Origin of the sequence: Streptomyces violaceorubidus, assembly GCF_000717995.1 — a bacterium.
GTDB classification, from domain to species: domain Bacteria; phylum Actinomycetota; class Actinomycetes; order Streptomycetales; family Streptomycetaceae; genus Streptomyces; species Streptomyces violaceorubidus.
The window spans coordinates 77607-97531 of the sequence record NZ_JODM01000003.1 but is presented as its reverse complement, the minus strand read 5'-3'; the positions used below and the strand labels follow the sequence as shown (position 1 = coordinate 97531).

Genomic DNA, 19925 nt, shown 5'->3' with positions numbered 1-19925 from the left:
CGGGTGACCGCTCCGGCCGACCCCTCGACGTGTTCCGCCCCCGAAGCCCTCCTCACCGTGGACGGACTGTCCCTGCGGGTACGTGCCAGCGCCCGCAGGAAACGATTCGCCCTGACCGTCGAGACCGACGCGACCCTCACCCTGCACACCCCGGTCGGGCGCTCGACGGCCGAGGCGGAGCAGTTCGTCCGCGCGCACCGGGACTGGCTGCTGACCAAACGGAGGGAGCGGGAACGCACACGTCTGCTCAGCCCCGTCAAGCAGCTCGTCGACGGAGAGGTCTTCCGCTATCTGGGGCGGACGTATCGGCTGGCTGTGTCCGGGGCGGACGGGGCGGACGGAGGGGTCCGGCTGATCGCGGGGCGCCTCGTCATGGGCCCGGATCTGGCGGCGGAGCCGCAGGCGGGTCGGGCGGCGCTGGTCGACTGGTACTGCCGGGCCGGCCGGAGGTGGACGGGGCAACGGCTTCAGCCGTGGGCGGCCCGTATGGGGGTGACTGAGCCGGAACTCGACGTGCGGGACTTGGGGGACCGATGGGGTTCGTACCGGCCGCCACAGGCAGGGGCGGGTGCCAAGGGCCTGATGAGTCTCGGGTGGCCGCTCTTCCAGTTGCCCATGCATCTGATCGACTACGTCATCGCCCATGAACTTGCCCACGTGAAGGTGTCCGGGCACCGGGAGGACTTCTGGCGGCTGCTGCGGACCGCGTTGCCCGAGTACGAGGAGCTGCGCGCGGATCTTGACGAGCTTGGGCGTCGGCTGTGGATGGGTACTGTCCGGCAAGCCGGACAGGAAGGGTCTACCAGGCCGACTTCACCCACTCCGAGTGATCGATGAACGGGTGGCGTCCCGAGCGGGCTTGAGGAGCAGCCCTGAGACCCTGGAACGGGACCTCGCGAAGGCCCTGGCCGCACCCGGCCCGTCGGTGGTCGTGCTGCCCGTCGCCCTGCGGATGTTCGCGTCCACGCACACGGCGTGAAACCCCGTGCCGCCGACGGCCCGTGGCCCTAGGATCGGGAACCGGCCCGAGGGGGGACCATGGATCCGGAGATCGCCGCACTGGCGGGGACGGCGGGTACGACCGTCGTCACGTTGATGGTCACGAACGCCTGGGAATCGGCGCGGGACGGCCTGGTCGCCCTGTGGCGACGGGTCCAGCCCGCCAGGGCCGAGAGCGTCGGCGAGGAGCTGGAAGCGGGCCGCGAGGAGCTGCTCCTGGCGCGGCAGGCGGGCGACGACGAGGCCGAGGCCGGGCTGGCCGCCGAATGGCAGGGACGCGTACGGCGCCTGCTCCTCGCCCGGCCGGAGGTCGCCGACGAACTGCGCACCCTCCTGGACGAGTTGGCCTCCGTGCTTCCGGAGGAGCCGCAGGAGCGCCACATCCACCTGCGGGCCCACGCGACGGGCAGCGCCCGGATCTACCAGGCCGGGCGCGACCAGCACATCACCGAACGGTGAGCGCCCCGACGCCGATGGAGGGCCGTGCCTCGGGCAGTGCCCGCGTCCACCAGAGCGGTGGCGACCAGTACATCGAGGAACACGTCCACCACTACGCCCCGGGCTCGGCCCCGCTGTTCGGGCCCCCGTGGACGGGCCCGGCCGGGCCCCGCGAGGCCGCTCCCGACTCCGTCCGCATGCCCCTGGTCGGCCGCGCGCCCGGGGTCCTGCGGGACCGCACCGACCTGATGGCGCGTCTGCGGGCCGCCGTGGCCGGACCCGGCGGCGACATCCAGGTCCTGCTCGGCATGGGCGGTTGCGGCAAGACGGCCGTCGCCCAGGCCCTGTTCACCGAGGCCGTGCGGGACCACGGCCGGGTCGGCCTGTGGGTCAACGCCTCCGAACGCGTCTCGCTGCGCGCCGGCATGCTCGCCGTCGCCGGTGACCGGGGTGCCGGCGCCGGCGAACTGGCCGCCGCCGCCGGCGGCCGGCGCGCCGCGGCCGACCTGGTCTGGCACTACCTGGACCGCTCGGCGCACCCCTGGCTGCTGGTCCTCGACAACGCCGACGACCCCGCCGTCCTGGAGGAGGGCGGCTGGCTGCGCACGAGCCCCTCGGGGACGGTGCTGGTCACCACCCGCCACGCGACCTCCGCGCTGTGGCGCACCCCGGGGGCGAGCAGCCACCGGCTCGGCGTGCTTCCGCTGGAGGACGCGGCCTTGGTCCTGAGCGACCTGGCCCCGGACGCGGGCACGCGGGAGTCCGCCCGTAAGGTCGCCCGGCGCCTGGGCTGCCTGCCCCTGGCGCTGACCCTGGCCGGGGCGCACCTGGCCCACCAGGTGCTGGAGTCGTGGTCCCTGGACGAGTACGACCGGAAACTGACCGAGGAGTCGACGGCCCTGGTCGACCGGGGGGCGTCGGCCACCGGCGGCGGGCAGTCCCGCCATCTCGTCGGCCGCACCTGGCAGTTGTCCCTGGACGGCCTGGCGGACGGCGGCCTGCCGGAGGCGACGGCCCTGCTGCGGCTGCTGTCCTGCTGGACGGCGGGCCCCGTGCCGCTGTCCCTGCTGGTGCCGGCGGCTCAGGACGGGGCCGGCCTCCAGCACCTCAGCCCGCCGCTGGTCCCGTCCCGGGTCGAACCGGCGCTGCGCGCGCTCCTCGACCACTCGCTGATCGAACAGGTGGAGACGGACGGGCACCGCTGTGTGAAGGCCCACGGCGTCCTGCTGGACAGTGTCGCCGCGGGCGTGCCCGACGCGGAGCGCGCACTCCTGTCGGCGGCGGCGGGCCGGCTGCTGCGGGCGGCACTGCCGCAGGAGGGTGCCGCCTCGCCGCGGGCCCGCTCCCTGGTGCGGCTCCTCGCCCCGCACGCGGCCGGCCTGCTGCACCGGTCCCGCCGCCACGACCTGGTGACGGCGGAATCCGTGGGGATCGCGGTCCGCCTCGCGCGGCTGGTGTACGAGGCGGGGGACTGGACCGCCGCGCTGGACCTGGCCGCCACCGCCGCGAGGACGGCCGCGGCACACCTGGGGGACGCGCACCCGGCCACCGTCGAGGCCCGGTCGGGCCAGGGCCCCGTCCTGTTCAGGCTCGGCCGGTACGCCGAAGCCGCCGACCTGCTGCGGTCGGTCCACCAGGAGGCGCTGCGCACGCTCGGCCCCCATGACGCGCGCACCCTGGACGCGGCCTACGAACTGCAGCGGGTGCTGCACCGCCTGGGCGATCTGACCCGGGCCCGTACGCTGCTGGAGGCCGTCCTGGACGGCCGGCGCCACGTGCTGGGCGAGGACCACGTCGCCACCTTCAAGACCCGCTGCGAGATGCTGGAACTCCGCCTCGCCCAGGACGAGTTCGACGGATACACCACGGCGGCCGAGGAGCTGGCGCAGGACTGCGAACGCCGTCTCGGCCCCGACCACCTGGTGACCGTGTGGGCGCGCGACGCGTTGGCGCGAGGGCTGCTGCGCGCCGGCCGGGGCGCCGAGGCCGAGGAGCTCTTCGAACGGGTGCTGGCCGGACAACGGGCGGGATACGGCAACGAGCACCCCCTGGTCCTCGGGGTGCTCATCCAGCTCAGCCGGGCCCAGTACGCGCAGGGCAAGCGCGAGCAGGCCGCCGGGAGCGCGCGCGAGGTGGCCGAGGGGCGGGCCCGGGTCCTGGGCGAGGACCACCCCGAGACCGTCGCGGCCCGCGCCTGGTACACCGAGGTCCGCACGGCCCCGCCCGCTCCGGACGGCCTCGTGGACCGACCGCCTACCAGATCGACTCCACCCACTCCGGGTGGTCGATGAACGGGTTGCGGTTGTGCTGGTAGTCGTCGTAGACGACCTGGTTGCGGTGCTCCTCGAAGGCGTCCGGCGGGTCCTCGTCGTTCCAGGTCTTCAGCACGGAGAGCTTGCCGATGTACGGGGCGCTGCCGTTGCCGACCTGGCCGTTGACCTCCAGGTCGGCGAAGCCGTCGCCGCCCTCGTAGCGGACCGCCATGTAGAAGATCATGCGGGCCACGTCGCCCTTGACCGCGTCGCGGGGCTCGAAGGAGTCGGAGTCGGTGAGGCTGCCGCCGCCCCCGCTGACGGCGCTGCCGCCGTCGTCGAAGTCCTTGTTGCCCCGCACGCCGTTGACCCGGACGTCCTCGGGCCGCAGGTGGTGCAGGTCGGTACCGGGGCCGGTGGCGGTGCCGAAGTCGCCGTGGGACTTGGCCCACACGTGCTCGCGGTTCCAGTCGCCGGTGTCACCGCCGTTGAGCGACTTGCTGCGGGAGAGGCCCGAGTAGAGCAGGATCACGTTGCCGCTGTCGGCCGGGTCCTCGTCGGTGGCCTTCAGCGCGTCCCAGACCGCCGAGTACGAGAGCTTCGTCTGGTCGCTGACGATCGTGTGGAGGGACGCCTTGAGGCTCGCGCCCGTCTTGCCGATCGCGGCCTTGTAGTACGTCGAGTCGTAGTCCGTGTGCGCCGTCGTGGTCGCCGTGGCCGGACTCGCCGTCAGGGAGGGGGACGAGAGTCCGGCGAGCACGGCGGCCGTGGCGAGGACGACTGCCTTCCGGCGCCGGGTGCGTATCGCGAGCATGTGGGGTGTCCGATCTACGCGTGTGGAGTTGTGGTCCCACGAGCGTGACATGGACATGTGGGAGGCGGGGTGTACGGAGCGTGTCGATTGCGTGACGGTGGTCGTGCCGCGGGTCGCCCACGTCCGAGGGAGGAGCCGCCGCCCGGGCCCTGCCGTCCGGGCCCCGCCGCCCGCCCGCGCGGCGCTGTGGTCAGCCGAGCAGCCGGGGCAGCGCCTCCTTGAGGACCGTCAGCTGGGCGCGGTACCCCGCGTTGAACTCGGCCAGTTCGCGCACCCCGAGGTTGTGTCCCAGATCGCCCTCCTTCAACGGCACCATGGCCGGCATCGCACCGAACACCTCGGCCATCGCCGCCGCGTGCCGGCCCTTCTGGACGGCGGTCACCAGGTCCTCGAAGAGGTCGAGCTTCAGGGCCTGGATGCGCCTGCGCGGACTGTCCTTGTCCTTGAACTCGTCCCGCACGGTCGGCTTGGGACTGCCGCCGGGATCCGCGATGAACTTGAGCACCCGCAGCGTCGCGTACAGCCGCCCGGCCAGCCTCTGACCGCTTTCCCTCTGCTCTGGCATGAGGCATTACTTGCCAGCCGGACGCCCCCGCATCCCAGCTTTCGAAAAGCGGTCAACTCCCGTCCATCCCCCCGCCCTAGGGTGACCGGCATGCGCCCGAGAACCTTCCGTACCGCCCTCGCCGCCCTCACCGCGAGCCTCACCGCGGCCGGCTGCCTGACCGCCGCCGTACCGGCCACCGCCGCGCAGCAGCCCGCGCGGCAGCGGCCCCCGGCGAACGCCTGCTCGCCCTCCGTCTCCCTCTCCGGCTTCTTCGACGCCCTCGACAAGACGACGTACGACGGCACCTACGTCGGCAACCTCTCCGCCCTCGCGCCGCCCGCCCGGCGCGGCACCCTGGCCGGCCTCTCCGCCCTCTCCGACCGGTCGGAGCTGTTCCGGCTGGACGCGCGGACCCTGGAGCCGCGCGGTGTGGTCACGCTCGCCGACGAGAAGGGCGCCGCGCTCGACTCCGAGGGCCTGGTCGCCGACCGGGACGGCACGTTCCTCGTCTCCTCCGAGACCGAGCCGTCCGTCCGCCGCTACTCCCCGACCGGCGAGCTGCTCGGCCGCCTGCCCGTGCCGGACGACCTGCGCACCGCACCCGCGGGCGGGGCCCGGGCCAACGGCAGCTTCGAGGGGCTCACGCTCCTTCCCGGCGGGCACACCCTGCTCGCCTCCATGGAGTACCCGCTCGACGGCGACCCCGCCGACCTGGTCCGCTTCCAGACCTGGCAGCGGACGCGGCACGGCGACTTCCGGCCCGGGGCCCGCTACACCTACCGGACCGACCCCGGCCTCGGCGTCTCCGAGGTCACCGCGACCCCCGAGGGGCGGCTCCTGGTCCTGGAGCGCGGCTTCACCGCCGGCGTCGGCAACACCGTCCGCCTCCACCTGGCCGACCGGCCCGGCCGCGGCACCGCACTCCACAAGCGGCTCCTCGCCGACCTCGCCGACTGCCCCGACCTCGGCGCCACGGCCCGGCAGCCCCAGCCCAACCCCCTCCTCGACAACTTCGAGGGGATGGCCGTGACCGGCCGCTCCGGCGGGCGTACGGACGTCCTCGTCGTCAGCGACGACAACCAGAACGCCGTACAGACCACCCGCTTCCTCAGGCTCCGCGTGCGCGTCTGACCACCCGGCCGATTGTTGCGGCGGGATGAAATCCCCGCTCGCGGGCGTTGGTGCCTTCCGGTAGATCAGGTGAGCAGGACGACCGACCGGAGGGCACGGCGTGGAAGCGCAGCGGGGCTGGGTGCGACGACTGGCGGGCTACGCCTGGCGGTATCCCAAGGACGTCGTCCTCGCCCTCGGGGCCTCGCTGGGCGGCATGGCCGTCATGGCGTTCGTGCCGCTGATCACCAAGGTCATCATCGACGACGTGATCGGCGACAAGTCCCGGGACATGGCCGTCTGGGCCGGACTGCTCGTCGGTGCCGCGCTCGTCGTCTACGTCCTGACCTACATCCGCCGCTACTACGGCGGCCGGCTCGCCCTCGACGTCCAGCACGACCTGCGCACCGACATGTACGGGACGATCACCCGGCTCGACGGCCGGCGGCAGGACGAGCTGTCCACGGGGCAGGTGGTCGGGCGGGCGACCAGCGACCTCCAGCTGATCCAGGGCCTGCTCTTCATGCTCCCGATGACCATCGGGAACGTCCTGCTCTTCCTGATATCCCTGGTGATCATGGCGTGGCTGTCGCTGCCGCTCACCCTGGTCGCGCTGGCCGTCGCCCCCGCCCTGTGGTTCATCGCCCGGCGCAGCCGCACCCGGCTGCACCCCGCCACCTGGTACGCCCAGGCGCAGGCCGCCGCCGTCGCCGGGGTGGTCGACGGCTCGGTGAGCGGTGTGCGCGTGGTGAAGGGCTTCGGGCAGGAGGAGCAGGAGACCGGGAAACTCCGGGAGGTCGGACGCAGGCTCTTCGCCGGGCGGCTGCGCACGATCAAGCTGAACGCCACCTACACCCCGGCCCTCCAGTCCGTACCCGCGCTCGGACAGGTCGCCATGCTCGCCCTCGGCGGCTGGCTGGCCGTGGGCGGGCACATCACCCTCGGCACCTTCGTCGCCTTCTCCACCTACCTCGCCCAGCTGGTCGGCCCGGTCCGCATGCTCGCCGTGGTGCTCACCGTCGCCCAGCAGGCCCGCGCCGGCACCGAGCGCGTCCTGGAGCTGATCGACACCGAGCCGGCCATCGAGGACGGCACCAGGACCCTGCCGGCGAACGCGCCCGCCACCGTCGAGTTCGACGACGTCGCCTTCGGCTACGACACCGGCGAGGGGGAGCCGCGGCCCGTCCTGGACGGCCTCTCCTTCGAGATCCGCGCCGGGGAGACCCTCGCCGTCGTCGGCTCCTCCGGCTCCGGCAAGTCCACCGTCTCGCTGCTCCTGCCGCGCTTCTACGACGTGACGCGCGGCGCCGTCCTGGTCGGCGGCCACGACGTGCGCGAACTGACCCTCGACTCGCTCAGGGCCGCCGTCGGCCTGGTGCCCGAGGACTCCTTCCTCTTCTCCGACACCGTCCGCGCCAACATCGCCTACGGCCGCCCGGACGCCACCGACGAGGAGATCGAGACCGCCGCGCGGGCCGCGCAGGCCCACGGGTTCATCACCGAGCTGCCCGAGGGCTACGACACGGCCGTCGGCGAGCACGGACTGACCCTCTCCGGCGGCCAGCGCCAGCGCGTCGCGCTCGCCCGGGCGATCCTCACCGACCCCCGGCTGCTCGTCCTCGACGACGCCACGTCCGCCGTGGACGCCCGGGTGGAGCACGAGATCCACGAGGCGCTGAAGCAGGTCATGCGGGGCCGCACCACCCTCCTGATCGCCCACCGCCGCTCCACCCTGGGCCTCGCCGACCGCATCGCCGTCCTCGACCGGGGCCGCCTCGCCGACGTCGGCACCCACGAGGAGCTCCAGGAGCGCTCCGCCCTCTACCGGCGGCTGCTCACCGACCCCGACGAGCTGGGCGGGGTGTCGCCGGGCCACGTCCGTCCCGCCCTGAAGGCCGAGGACACCTCCGTACGGGACGAGCTGGACGCCGAGTTCGACGCCGAGCGCGGGGTCACGCCCCGGCTGTGGACCGGCGACCGCACGCCCAAGGACACCGCGCTGGCCGGCACCCCGGCCACCCCCGAGCTGCTCGCCCAGGTCGACGCGCTGCCCCCGGCCGACGGCACCCCGGACATCGACGAGGCACGGGCCGTGCGGCCCGAGTCGTCGTACGGCCTGCGGCGTCTGCTGCGCGGCTTCCGCGCGCCGCTGCTGATCAGCCTCGCCCTGGTGGCCGTGGACGCGGGCATGGGCCTGCTGCTGCCGGTGCTGATCCGCAACGGCATCGACGACGGCGTCACCCGGGTCGCCCTCGGCGCGGTCTGGGCGTCCTCGCTGCTCGGACTGCTCGCCGTCCTGGCCCAGTGGGCGGCGCAGACCGGCGAGATCCGGATGACCGGCCGGACCGGCGAGCGGATCCTGTACGCGCTCCGCCTGAAGATCTTCGCCCAGCTCCAGCGGCTCGGCCTCGACTACTACGAGCGCGAGCTGACCGGCCGGATCATGACCCGGATGACGACGGACGTGGACGCGCTGTCGACGTTCCTGCAGACGGGACTCGTCACCGCCTTCGTCTCGGTCGTCACCTTCTTCGGCATCATGGTCGCCCTGCTGGTGATCGACGTGCAGCTCGCGCTGATCGTCTTCATCACCCTGCCGCCGCTGGTCGTCGCCACCTACTTCTTCCGTCGGGCCAGCGTGAAGGCCTACGAACTCGCCCGCGAGCGGGTGTCCACGGTCAACGCCGACCTCCAGGAGTCCGTGGCCGGGCTGCGGATCGTGCAGGCCTTCCGGCGCGAGCGGGACGGCGGACGGCGGTTCGCCGAGCGCAGCGACAGCTACCGGCAGGCCCGCATCCGCGGCCAGTGGCTGATCTCGGTCTACTTCCCGTTCGTGCAGCTGCTGTCGTCGGCCGCCGCCGCGGCCGTGCTGGTCGTGGGCGGCGGGCGGATCGACGACGCCACGCTGACGACCGGAGCGCTGGTGGCGTACCTGCTCTACATCGACCTGTTCTTCGCCCCGGTCCAGCAGCTCTCCCAGGTCTTCGACGGCTACCAGCAGGCGTCCGTGTCGCTGGGCCGCATCCAGGAACTGCTGCGGGAGCCGACCTCGACCCGGGCCGCCGACAAGCCGGCCGAGGTCACCGAACTGCGCGGCGAGATCGCCTTCGAGGACGTGCGCTTCAGCTACGGCGGCGGCGACGACGCGGAGGCCGCACTCACCGGCATCGACCTGCGCATCCCGGCCGGGCAGACCGTCGCCTTCGTCGGCGAGACCGGCGCCGGCAAGTCGACGCTGGTGAAGCTGGTGGCCCGGTTCTACGACCCGACCGGCGGCCGGGTCACCGTCGACGGGCAGGACCTGCGCGGCCTCGACCTCACCTCCTACCGGCACCGCCTGGGCGTCGTCCCGCAGGAGGCGTACCTCTTCCCCGGCACCGTCCGGGACGCCATCGCCTACGGCCGTCCGGACGCCACCGACGCCGAGGTGGAGGCGGCGGCGCGGGCGGTCGGCGCGCACGAGATGATCGCCACGCTCAGCGGCGGCTACCTGCACGAGGTCGCCGAGCGGGGCCGCAACCTCTCCGCCGGGCAGCGCCAGTTGATCGCGCTGGCCCGCGCCGAGCTGGTCGACCCGGACGTGCTGCTGCTCGACGAGGCCACGGCGGCCCTGGACCTGGCCACCGAGGCGCAGGTCAACCAGGCCACCGACCGCGTCGCGGGACGCCGTACCACGCTCGTCGTCGCGCACCGGCTGACCACGGCCGCCCGCGCGGACCGGGTCGTCGTCATGGACGGCGGGCGGGTCGCCGAGGACGGCACGCACGACGAACTGCTGGCCCTCGACGGGCGGTACGCGCGGCTGTGGCGGACCTTCACCGGCGCGTCCGAGCCCGAGGAGCCGGTCGGCGCGCTGCACTGACGCGTTCGCGCAACCGTGCGACACGTGTCCTGCGTCCGTACATCCGTACGTCGTCAGTGATCGCCCCAGGGAAGGGGACCGCCAGTGGGCCGGGCCGGTTCCGCAACGCGCCGTCGGCTGGCGCTCGGCACGGCCGTGCTGAGCGCCACCGCGCTGCTCGCCGTCGCGATGCCGCAGGAGGCGCAGGCGGCCACGGGGTGCGCCGGCCGCAAGGTCCGCACCCTCCACTTCAGCACCGGATCCGTCCTCGTCCACAAGCGCGGCGGCTACGTCTGCGCCGTCACCGTCCCCAGGAAGGCCGGTACGAAGCGGCAGATGTCCGTGGGCGTACGGGCCCGCGGCGGCCGGGCGGTGGTGGACTCGGGCCGCTTCGCCCACCTCGCCGGACCGGTGACCGTGCACGCCGGGAAACGCTGCGTGTGGGTGACCGGCAGGGTGTCCGGGTCCTCGGTCAGCTCCGGGTGGATCCTCTGCTGACCCTGGTGCTCGCGGGAGTTGCTCCGATAGCTTCCGGCGGACACCGGTTTCACAGGGAGGGTGCATGCGCAAGGCGCTCAGATGGCTGCTGGCGCTGGTGGTGCTCATAGGCACCGTCAGCACGGCGGGGGCGGCCACCGCCGCCGAGCCGAAGGCCGTCGACATCAAGGACCGGCTGCTGTCCGTACCGGGCATGAGCCTGATCGAGGAGAAGCCGTACACCGGCTACCGCTTCTTCGTCCTCAACTACACCCAGCCGGTGGACCACCGGCACCCGTCCAGGGGCACGTTCCAGCAGCGGATCACCGTGCTGCACAAGGACGTGAACCGGCCGACGGTCTTCTACACCGGCGGCTACAACGTCTCCACGAACCCCGGCCGGCGCGAGCCGACCCAGATCGTGGACGGCAACCAGGTCTCCATGGAGTACCGCTACTTCACGCCGTCCCGGCCCGCCCCGGCCGACTGGTCCAAGCTGGACATCTGGCAGGCCGCCAGCGACCAGCACCGCATCTTCGAGGCCCTGAAGCCGCTCTACCCGCAGAACTGGATCTCCACCGGCGGCTCCAAGGGCGGCATGACCGCCACCTACTACGAGCGCTTCTACCCGCGTGACATGGACGGCGTCGTCGCCTACGTCGCCCCCAACGACGTGGTGAACAACGAGGACTCGGCCTACGACCGCTTCTTCGCCCGGGTCGGCACCGAGGAGTGCCGCGACAGGCTGAACGGGGTGCAGCGCGAGGCGCTGGTGCGCCGGGCTCCGCTGGAGCAGAAGTACGCGGCCTACGCGGCCGGGAACGGCTACACCTTCGACACCATCGGCAGCCTCGACCGCGCCTACGAGGCCGTCGTCCTCGACTACGTGTGGGGCTTCTGGCAGTACAGCACCCTCGCCGACTGCGCGGACATCCCGGCCGACGCCGAGAACGCCACCGACGAGGCGATCTGGGACTCCGTCGACACGATCTCCGGCTTCTCCGCCTACACCGACCAGGGCCTTGAGACCTACACGCCGTACTACTACCAGGCGGGCACCCAGCTGGGCGCGCCGACGATCAACTTCCCGCACATCGAGAAGAAGTACATCCGCTACGGCTACCAGCCGCCGCGCAACTTCGTGCCCCGCTCGATCCCGATGAAGTTCGAGCCGCGGGCGATGCGGGACGTCGACACCTGGGTGAAGCACCACGCCCGGCACATGCTGTTCGTGTACGGCGAGAACGACCCGTGGGGTGCCGAGCCCTTCCGGCTCGGCCACGGCGCGCGCGACTCCTACGTCATGACCGCGCCCGGCATGAACCACGGTGCCAACGTGGCCGGTCTGGTGCCCGACCAGAAGGCCCGGGCCACGGCCCGCATCCTGGAGTGGGCGGGCGTCGCCTCCGCCGAGGTGCGGGAGAGCCCGTCGGCGGCCAGGCCGCTGGCGGCGTTCGACGCCAAGCTGGACAAGCGGGACGTCGAACGCGAGCCGGCGCTGCGCCCGTAGCGGCGTCCGCCGCGCCGCGGTGACCGTGCCCGGCCGTTCACAGCGGCCGGGCACAGCCCACCGGGCGCTCGCCGCCGATCCGGACGTACAGACCGGTCGAGGCGGGGCAGTCCGCCCGGTCGGCGACCGCGTCGACCACCTTGAACCGCGGTTCGCGCCCGCTGCCGCTCCCGTCGTCGCACACGGTCTCGCGGACCCTGCCGCCGCCGGTCTCGCGGACACAGTCGCCGACGATCGTGCGCGGGCCGCCCCCGCCGCCGGGGTCCCCGGGGTGCGGCGGCCGGAGCCCGCGCATGCAGGCGTAACCGCGGGGCACGGTCCCGTCGCCGTCCTCGTCGGCGGACGGCCGCCGCTCGCTGATGTGCAGGACGAAGTCGGTGGTCGCGGGGCACGGCGGGCCGTCGCTCGCGCGGCCGTCCTCCCGGGCCACCACCCTCGCCGCCGCCCGCGCGCTGTCGCAGGGCACCTCGGTCGGGTCGACGGCGCCGAACGAGCTGCACTCGCCGACCGCCAGGAACACCGATCCGGCCTCGGACGGCCGCGCCCCGGCCGCCGCGGAATCCGTCACCCCGCCCTCGCCCGACGGACCGTGGCAGCCCGTCTGGACCCCGGCACACAGCACGGAAAGCAGCACGGCGCACAGCAGGGCGTGCACCCCCGCGGTCCCTCGCTCAGGCATCGCCGTCCCCCCGGATCCCCCGGTCCAGCGTGGCCCGCCAAAGCGGGCGCACGCCAGACGCGCGGGAGGCTTCGGGCACGGGCGCCCGAAGCGCCCCCGGCGCGTGTCGTGGACCGCGCTACGACCGGCGGCGACCGGCCCGCGACCCCCGGCTAGGACCGATAGGTCAGCCCGTGCCCGACCGGCAGGAGCACCGTGTCCGGCGCGTCCGCCCGCACCACCGGCACCGGCAGCTTCCCGCGCGGCCGCACCCGCCCGGCGATCACCCGGGCCGCCGCCCGCACCTCCACGTCGGTCCAGGAGTAGGCGGCGAGGAAGGCGGGGACGCCGGGCAGCTGGGCGACGTCGTAGGGATTGCGGACGGCGACCGCGACGACCGGCTTCCCGGTCTCCAGCAGCCGCGTGACCAGGGTGCGTTGGCCGCTGCCCGCGGTCACGTTGTACGTGGCGACGACCACCGCGTCGGCGTCCCCGGCCGCCGCCACGGCGCCGTCGATCGCGGCGGCGGAGGGCGCGGTGCCGGTGGACAGGGCGGTGGCCGAGAAGCCCAGCTCCGTCAGCGCGCCCGCGAGCACGCCGGTGGGCGGCCCGGTCGTGCCCGACGGCGAGGCGGGGTCGGCGCCCACCACCAGCAGCCTGCGGTGCTCCCGGCGCGAGAGCGGCAGCAGGCCGCCCTCGTTGACCAGCAGCGTGGTGGTCCGCTCGGCGATCCGGTCGGCCGCGGCCAGGTGCGCCCGGGTGCCGACGATCCGGTCGACGTCCCGGCGGCTGGTGTACGCCTCCTGGAACAGCCCCAGTTTGGCCTTCAGCCGCAGCACGCGCAGGATCGATTCGTCGAGCCGCGCCTCGGTCAGCTCGCCCTCCCGTACGGCGGTCAGGACGGCGTTCCAGGCGAGCGGCAGGTCGGGCGGGTTGAGCAGCTGGTCGACCCCCGCCTTCAGCGCCAGCACCGGCACCCGCTCGTCGCCGTACTTCGTCCGCACGCCCTCCATGCCGAGGGAGTCGGTGACCACGACCCCGTCGTAGCCCAGCTCCTCGCGCAGGATGCCGGTGAGGATGGGGCGGGAGAGGGTGGCCGGGTCGCCGGAGTCATCGAGCGCGGGGACCATCAGGTGCGCGGTCATGATCGCGTCGATGCCGGCCCCGATCGCGGCGCGGAAGGGCGGCGCGTCCAGCTCCTCCCACTGCTCGCGGCTGTGCGTGATGACCGGGAAGCCGGTGTGGCTGTCGGTGGCGGTGTCCCCGTGCCCCGGGAAGTGCTTGGCGCACGCGGCGACGCCGGACTGCTGGTACCCCGTCACCTCGGCGGCCACCAGCCCCGCCACGGCCGCCGGCTCGGCGCCGAAGGACCGTACGCCGATCACGGGGTTGGCCGGGTTGACGTTGACGTCGGCCACGGGGGAGTAGTCCTGGCGGATGCCCAGGGCGTGCAGCTCGGCGCCCGCGAGCCGGCCGAGGGTGCGGGCGTCGGACCGCGACCCGCCGGCCCCGACGGCCATCGCGCCGGGGAAGAGGGTGGCGGGCGCGCCCACGCGGGCCACTATGCCGTGCTCCTGGTCGGTGGAGATGAGCACGGGCAGACCGCGCGGCTGCTCCAGGGAGGCCTTCTGGATGCCGTTGGACAGGTCGGCGATCTGGTGCGGGTCGCGGGTGTTGTGCGCCCAGGCGAAGTAGATGATGCCGCCGACCCGGTACCTGGCGACCAGCTCGGCCGCGGTGCGGACGCCGATCTCCTTGAGGTTGGCGTCGATGTCGGCCTGGTCGGGGTCGGTGGCGGAGTGGCCGTAGACCCGCATGACGAAGAGCTGGCCGACCTTCTCCTCCAGCGTCATGCGGGAGATCAGGCCACGGAGCTTGTCGTCGTCGGGCCTGCGTGCGTCGGCGTACGCCGTGCCGCCCCCGGCCGCGAGGGCCGCGGTGACGACCGCCGTGGCGGCCAGGACGGTACGTCTGGAGGGCTGTGCGGTGCTTCCCGTGCCGGCCGTGCTGCTGTGGTGCACGTGCGCTCCTTCCGGAGGGCTGGTGAAGGAAACTGCCAAGGAGTCACCAATATCCGGGAAGTTTCTGCCAGTCAAGGGACCGCACAGGAGTCGCCCGACGCGAGCTGCGCCCCCCGGCGGAGCCGCACCGACGGCGACACCCGGCCCGCCGAGGCTCCCCGAAACGGCCCCGGCAAGCCCGGCACCACGGGGCGACGCCACCCCCGGCGCGGGGCCGGGGGCCGGTCAGGCTCCGGCGGCGGGCCGGAGCGGCGCGGTGGTGTGGGACGCGGCGGCCGGCCAGTGGGTGCGCAGGGTGCGGACCGTTTCCGCGATGGCCGGGCGGCGGGCCGCGCCCGTGCGCCACAGGGCGTACAGGCGCCGTACCGGCATCGGGTCGAGGGGGACCTCCACCACGCCGGGCGGCAGCGGGCCCCGTCCCAGGCGGGGGATGAGGGCGACGCCGAGACCGGCGGCGACCAGCGCGACGAGCGTCGGGTTCTCGTCCGCCTGGTGGACGATGTCCGGCTCGTGCCCGGCACCCCGCAGCGTCCGCAGCAGCCAGTCGTGGCAGACCCGCCCGGGCGGCTGGCAGATCCACCGCTCCCCGCCCAGCTCGTCCCGCCGCACCGCCGCCCGCCCCGCGAACCGGTGCCCCTCGGGCACCAGCAGGTCGCACAGGTCCTCCCCGATCGGCGCCTGCTCCACCCCGGCCGGCGCCGGCAGCGGGGCGATGTCCCAGTCGTGCGCCACCACCAGATCGACCGCCCCCTTGGCCACCAGGTCCACGGACAGGTGCGGGTCGACCTCCGTGAGCCGCGCGTCCAACGCCGGGTGGCGTACCGCCAGGTCGGCCAGCACCAACGGCAGCAGCCCGCGCGCCGCCGACGCGAACGCGGCGATGGTCAGCCGCCCCGACGGCACCCCGCGCCGCTCCTCCAGCCGGGTCTCCGCCCGCTCCACCAGGGCCAGCAACTCACCCGCCACGCCGACCAGATGCCATGCCTCGTCGGTGAGCCGCACCCCGCGCCCCTCCCGCTCCAGCAGCACCGTCCTGGTCTCCCGCTCCAGCTTGGCGATCTGCTGCGACACGGCGGAGGGGGTGAAACCGAGCGCGGCGGCCGCCGCCCCGACCGTCCCGTGCACGGACACGGCGTGCAGGGCGCGCAGACGCTGGAGGTCGAGCATGACGGCTCCCGGGGGTAGGAGGGGCGGGCGACGGTATGAGAGGGCGGGCGGCGGCAACAATTCAGTGATGCTTCATCCAACCATGCAGCAATCATCGCTGGTGCTGCACGGTCCTTCCGGCCGACCCTCGACGCATGCGACCTTCCCACCTCCTCCTCGCCGTGCTCGTGGCCGCCGTCTGGGGCGTGAACTTCACGGTCATCGAGATCGGCCTCGACCACTTCCCGCCGCTCCTGTTCTCCGCCCTGCGCTTCCTGGCGGCCGCGCTGCCCGCCGTCTTCCTGGTGGGCCGCCCCAAGGTGGCCTGGAAGTGGATCGTGGCCGTGGGACTGGTCCTCGGCGTGGCCAAGTTCGGGCTGGTCTTCGTGGGCATGGACGCGGGCATGCCGGCCGGCCTGTCCTCCCTCGTCCTTCAGATCCAGGCGGTGTTCACCGCGGTGATCGCCGCCGCGGTCCTACGGGAACGCCCCTCCCGCGTCCAGGCCCTCGGCATGCTGGTCGCGCTGGTCGGCATCGGCGTGGCGGCGCTCGACGAGGGCACCTCGGGACCCCTCGGCGCGTTCCTGATGGTCGTCGGCGCGGCGGCGGCGTGGGGCGTGTCCAACGTCCTGACCCGCAAGGCGTCCCCGCCCGACGCGCTGAACTTCATGGTGTGGGTCTCCACCGTCCCCGTGCTGCCCCTGCTGGCCCTCTCCCTGCTCACCGAGGGCCCCGCCGAGGACCTCGCGGCCCTGCGCGCCCTGGACTGGCAGGGGACGGGCACGATCCTCTTCGTCGCCTGGGTCTCGACCGTCTTCGGCTTCGGCGCCTGGGGCTGGCTGCTGCGCCGTCACCCCGCCTCGACGGTCGCGCCGTTCTCCCTCCTGGTCCCGGTCTTCGGCATGTCGTCGGCGGCCCTCTTCCTCGGCGAGTCGGTGACACCCCTGCGCTGGTGCGCGGCGGCCCTGCTGGTGGGCGGCGTGGCACTGACCACGTTCGGCCCCGCCCGCCGGCGCGTGCCGGGGGTGACCGTCCGCACCTCCCCGCAATTCGCTGGACGGCCCCCCGTGCCGGCTGAAGAATCCGTCCGGTGACATTCACTCTGAACGCCCCGGTCCTCGAAGGCACGCTGGTACGACTGGAGCCGCTGGGCCATCAGCACGCGGCCGACCTGGCGGTGGCGGCGGAGGAGGACCGCGACACCTACGGCTTCACCTCCGTGCCGGCGCCCGGCGAGGTCGGCTCCTACATCGACGCCCACCTGGCCACGGCGGCCACCGGACGGCTCGCGCCCTACGCGCAGGTCTCCCTCGCCACCGGCCGCGCGGTCGGCGCCACCGCCTACTGGGAACCCCGCTCCTGGCTCGGCGACGACGCGCTCGACGCCGTCGAGGTCGGCTTCACCTGGCTGGCCCGGTCCACCCAGGGCACGGGCGTCAACGCCGAGGCCAAGCTGCTGCTGTTCCGCCACGCCTTCGAGGTCTGGGGCGTCTGCCGCGTCGACCTCAAGACCGACGCCCGCAACGGGCGCTCCCGCGCCGCGATCGAGAAGACCGGCGCCCGCCTCGAGGGCGTCCTGCGCAACTGGTCCCGCTCCTACGTGCCGGGCGAGGAGGGCCGGCTGCGCGACTCCGCGATCTACTCGATCACGGCGGCGGAGTGGCCCGGGTGCCGGGAGCGGCTGGAGCACCGGGTGCGGTCCGCTGCGGTGCCGCCCGCCCTCACGCCGCGTCCGTGAGCAGCCGGGCCAGGTGCTTGCGGCCCTGCCCCAGCAGCCCGGGCAGCGGCGCCGCCGACTCGTACCACCGCTTCTCGTACTCCCAGCACAGCCAGCCCTCCCAGCCGTGCCGGGACAGCACGTCCACCACCTCGGTGAGCGGCAGCACCCCGGTGCCCAGCGGCAGCGGGGTGGTGTCCTCGGCGGAGGCGATGTCCTTGACCTGGACGTAGCCCAGGTGCGGGGAGAGCGCCGCATACGTGTCGGAGGGCTGCTCCCCGCCCAGCCAGGTGTGCATCACGTCCCACAGGGCGCCCACCTGCCGGTGCCCCACCAGCCCGAGGACGCGCATCGCGTCGGCGCCCGTACGGTGCGAGTCGTGGGTCTCCAGCAGGATGCGCACGCCCAGCTCGGCGGCGTACTCGGCGGCCGTGCCCAGCCGCCGCGCGGCCACCGCGTCGGCCTCCTCGGCGCTCTGCTCGGTGCCGCCGCCGGGGAAGACCCGGACGTAGGGGGCGCCCAGATCACGGGCGAGGTCGAGCAGGCCGCGCACCTCGGCGATCACGGCCTCGTCGGCACCGGGCGCGGCGACCCGCGCGTACCCCGCGACCCCCAGCGGCTCGACGCCGGCCGCCTTGAACTCGGCGGCCACCGCGGCCCGTTCGTCCGGACCCAGGCCCGGGTGGACCGGTTCCTCCGGGTGGGCGCGCAACTCGACACCGTGGTAGCCGTGCGCGGTCGCGAGCCCCAGCACGTCGGCCAGGGGCAGTCCGGGAACACCGAGAGTGGAGAACGCCAGCTTCATGCCCACGGAGCGTACCCGCGATCACCGCCTTCACCCGCCGACGCGGGCGGTGAATCCGGCCCGTCCCCCGTCCCCCGCCCCGTCCCCCCGCCGCCTGTGGACGCGGGCGGTGCATCCGGCGTGTCCGGTCGCTTGCCGAGGGGGGCGGTGCATCCGGCCTGTCCGGTCACCTGTCGACGGGGCGATGCATCCGGCCTGTCTGGTCGCTTGTGGTCGCGGGCGGTGCATCCGGCGTGTCCGGTCGCCTGCCGATGGGGGCGGTGCATCCGGCCCCTCCGGTCACCTGCCGACGGGGGCGGTGCATCCAGCCCCTCCGGTCACCTGTCGACGCGGGTCGGCACATCCAGCCCGTCCGGCGTTTGAGGACGAGGCCGTCCAGGCCGAAGCCGGGGTCTGGGGGCGGCAGCCCCCAGCAGCGCCCACTGCGACGCGGGCCACCGCGACACCAACGGTCCGTTCAAGACCGCGGCCCTCCGGAGGACCCCCGCACCATCAACTCCCCCCGCACCGTCGCGATCCCGCCCACCGGCGCCTCCTCCCGCCCCATCGCGACCCGCCCCGCCCGCGCCCCCGCCTCCGCCAGCGGCAGCCGCACGGTCGTCAGCGCGGGCACCGCGTCGATGCTGAACGGCAGGTCGTCGAAGCCGGCCACGGACACGTCGTCCGGAATCCGCAGCCCCGAGTCGCGCAGCGCCGCGCACGCGCCCAGCGCGACGGTGTCGTTCGCGGCGACGACCGCGGTCAGCGTCGGATCCCTGCGCATCAGCTCCAGCGTGGCCTCGTACCCGGCCTGCCGGTCGTAGCGGCCGTGGACCGTCCAGCGGGGGTCCTCCTCGATGCCGTGCGCGGCGAGCGCGGCGCGGTGGCCCTCCAGCCGGTGTCGGGTCGTGGTCCGCTCCCGGGGGCCCGCGATATAGCCGAGCCGCCGGTGCCCGAGCCCGATCAGATGCTCGGTCAGCTCCCGCCCGCCGCCGCGGTTGTCGAAGGTGAGCGCGATCGCCCCGGTGTCCGGCGCCGGCGGCCGCCCGCACAGCACCACCCGCGTCCCCGCCTCGGTGAGCCTGCGCAGCTTCGCCGCCACCGCCGTCTGGTGGGCCTCGTCCTCCATCGCGCCGCCGGTCAGCACGACCGCCGCCGCGCGCTGGCGTTGCAGCAGCGTGAGGTAGGTCAGCTCGCGCTCCGGGGTGCCGCCGGTGTTGCAGACCACGGCGAGTCTCTCGCCGCCCGCCCGGCCGCCCGGCCCGCCGATCTCGGACTGGACGGCGCCGGCCATGATGCCGAAGAAGGGGTCGGCGATGTCGTTGACGAGGATGCCGACCAGGTCGGACGTGGCCGCCGCCAGCGCGCTCGCGGGGCCGTTGAGCACGTAGTCCAGCTCGTCGACGGCCTTGAGCACCCGCTCCCGGGTGGAGGCGGCCACCGGGTAGTTGCCGTTCAGTACGCGCGACACCGTCGCGGGGGAGACCTGGGCGCGGGCCGCCACGTCCGCCAGTGTCACCGTCATGTCCTCGTCCTCCGCCTCGCGCGTGTGCGAACGCCGTCCCGGGTGACCTTACGGCCACCGCCCGCCGGTGTTCGTCCCCTCGAACA

16 protein-coding genes are annotated in these 19925 nt (G+C 74.0%); 9 read left to right on the top strand and 7 right to left on the bottom strand.

Going from position 1 to position 19925, the window contains the following annotated elements:
* The first annotated feature begins 3 nt into the window (after positions 1–3).
* The 3 genes from IE94_RS0107030 to IE94_RS0107015 all read left to right on the top strand — a co-directional run bounded on the left by IE94_RS0107030 (position 4) and on the right by IE94_RS0107015 (position 3728).
* Positions 4–837: a M48 family metallopeptidase gene (locus IE94_RS0107030; RefSeq protein ID WP_051777338.1), complete on the top strand. Its 834-nt coding sequence runs from the start codon at positions 4–6 to the stop codon at positions 835–837.
* Between the two features lie 201 nt (positions 838–1038).
* The gene (locus tag IE94_RS0107020) at positions 1039–1458 is read left to right on the top strand and encodes a hypothetical protein (protein WP_030179810.1); all 420 of its coding nucleotides are present in this window, start codon (positions 1039–1041) and stop codon (positions 1456–1458) included.
* Positions 1455–3728: a tetratricopeptide repeat protein gene (locus IE94_RS0107015; protein ID WP_051777335.1), complete on the top strand. Its 2274-nt coding sequence runs from the start codon at positions 1455–1457 to the stop codon at positions 3726–3728. Before IE94_RS0107020 ends, IE94_RS0107015 begins: the two co-directional genes overlap by 4 nt.
* On the opposite strand, the gene IE94_RS0107010 is transcribed toward IE94_RS0107015, so the two are convergent.
* Positions 3691–4503, bottom strand: coding sequence for an endonuclease I family protein (locus tag IE94_RS0107010; protein ID WP_030179805.1), 813 nt, complete (start codon positions 4501–4503; stop codon positions 3691–3693). The genes IE94_RS0107015 and IE94_RS0107010 overlap by 38 nt on opposite strands.
* 190 nt (positions 4504–4693) lie before the next feature.
* On the bottom strand, positions 4694–5068 hold the full coding sequence (locus IE94_RS0107005; protein ID WP_030179803.1) for a hypothetical protein: 375 nt from the start codon (positions 5066–5068) through the stop codon (positions 4694–4696).
* A 90-nt stretch (positions 5069–5158) separates the two neighbouring features.
* Between IE94_RS0107005 and IE94_RS0107000 the strand changes: the two genes are divergently transcribed.
* The 4 genes from IE94_RS0107000 to IE94_RS0106985 all read left to right on the top strand — a co-directional run bounded on the left by IE94_RS0107000 (position 5159) and on the right by IE94_RS0106985 (position 11988).
* Positions 5159–6181, top strand: coding sequence for an esterase-like activity of phytase family protein (locus tag IE94_RS0107000; protein WP_030179801.1), 1023 nt, complete (start codon positions 5159–5161; stop codon positions 6179–6181).
* Positions 6182–6281: 100 nt separating this feature from the next.
* A complete protein-coding gene (locus IE94_RS0106995) occupies positions 6282–10022 on the top strand; it encodes an ABC transporter ATP-binding protein (RefSeq protein WP_030179799.1) in 3741 nt (1246 codons plus the stop codon).
* 84 nt (positions 10023–10106) lie between these two features.
* Positions 10107–10499, top strand: coding sequence for a hypothetical protein (locus tag IE94_RS0106990; protein WP_030179797.1), 393 nt, complete (start codon positions 10107–10109; stop codon positions 10497–10499).
* Positions 10500–10563: 64 nt separating this feature from the next.
* Complete coding sequence (locus IE94_RS0106985; RefSeq protein ID WP_030179795.1) at positions 10564–11988, top strand: S28 family serine protease; 1425 nt, start codon at positions 10564–10566, stop codon at positions 11986–11988.
* Positions 11989–12025: 37 nt separating this feature from the next.
* Here the strand turns inward: IE94_RS0106985 and IE94_RS0106980 are convergent, their stop codons facing one another.
* From IE94_RS0106980 to IE94_RS0106970, 3 genes are all read right to left on the bottom strand, one after another.
* On the bottom strand, positions 12026–12667 hold the full coding sequence (locus tag IE94_RS0106980; protein WP_030179792.1) for a hypothetical protein: 642 nt from the start codon (positions 12665–12667) through the stop codon (positions 12026–12028).
* 152 nt (positions 12668–12819) lie between these two features.
* Entirely contained in the window at positions 12820–14667 is a 1848-nt protein-coding gene (locus tag IE94_RS0106975; protein WP_030179791.1) for a glycoside hydrolase family 3 protein, read from the bottom strand.
* 225 nt (positions 14668–14892) lie between these two features.
* Positions 14893–15834 (bottom strand): LysR family transcriptional regulator, encoded by a 942-nt coding sequence (locus IE94_RS0106970; RefSeq protein WP_030179790.1) that lies wholly within the window; start codon positions 15832–15834, stop codon positions 14893–14895.
* 134 nt (positions 15835–15968) lie between these two features.
* On the opposite strand from IE94_RS0106970, the gene IE94_RS0106965 reads away from it, so the two are divergent.
* Together IE94_RS0106965 and IE94_RS0106960 are read left to right on the top strand one after the other, a co-directional pair.
* Entirely contained in the window at positions 15969–16907 is a 939-nt protein-coding gene (locus IE94_RS0106965; protein ID WP_030179789.1) for an EamA family transporter, read from the top strand.
* Entirely contained in the window at positions 16904–17551 is a 648-nt protein-coding gene (locus tag IE94_RS0106960; protein ID WP_030179784.1) for a GNAT family N-acetyltransferase, read from the top strand. The genes IE94_RS0106965 and IE94_RS0106960 overlap by 4 nt, the downstream gene beginning before the upstream one ends.
* Here IE94_RS0106960 and IE94_RS0106955 read toward each other — a convergent pair.
* The gene (locus IE94_RS0106955; RefSeq protein WP_030179782.1) at positions 17535–18335 is read right to left on the bottom strand and encodes a sugar phosphate isomerase/epimerase family protein; all 801 of its coding nucleotides are present in this window, start codon (positions 18333–18335) and stop codon (positions 17535–17537) included. The genes IE94_RS0106960 and IE94_RS0106955 overlap by 17 nt on opposite strands.
* A gap of 457 nt (positions 18336–18792) precedes the next feature.
* Complete coding sequence (locus IE94_RS0106950) at positions 18793–19839, bottom strand: LacI family DNA-binding transcriptional regulator (protein ID WP_030179778.1); 1047 nt, start codon at positions 19837–19839, stop codon at positions 18793–18795.
* Positions 19840–19925 lie beyond the last annotated feature (86 nt).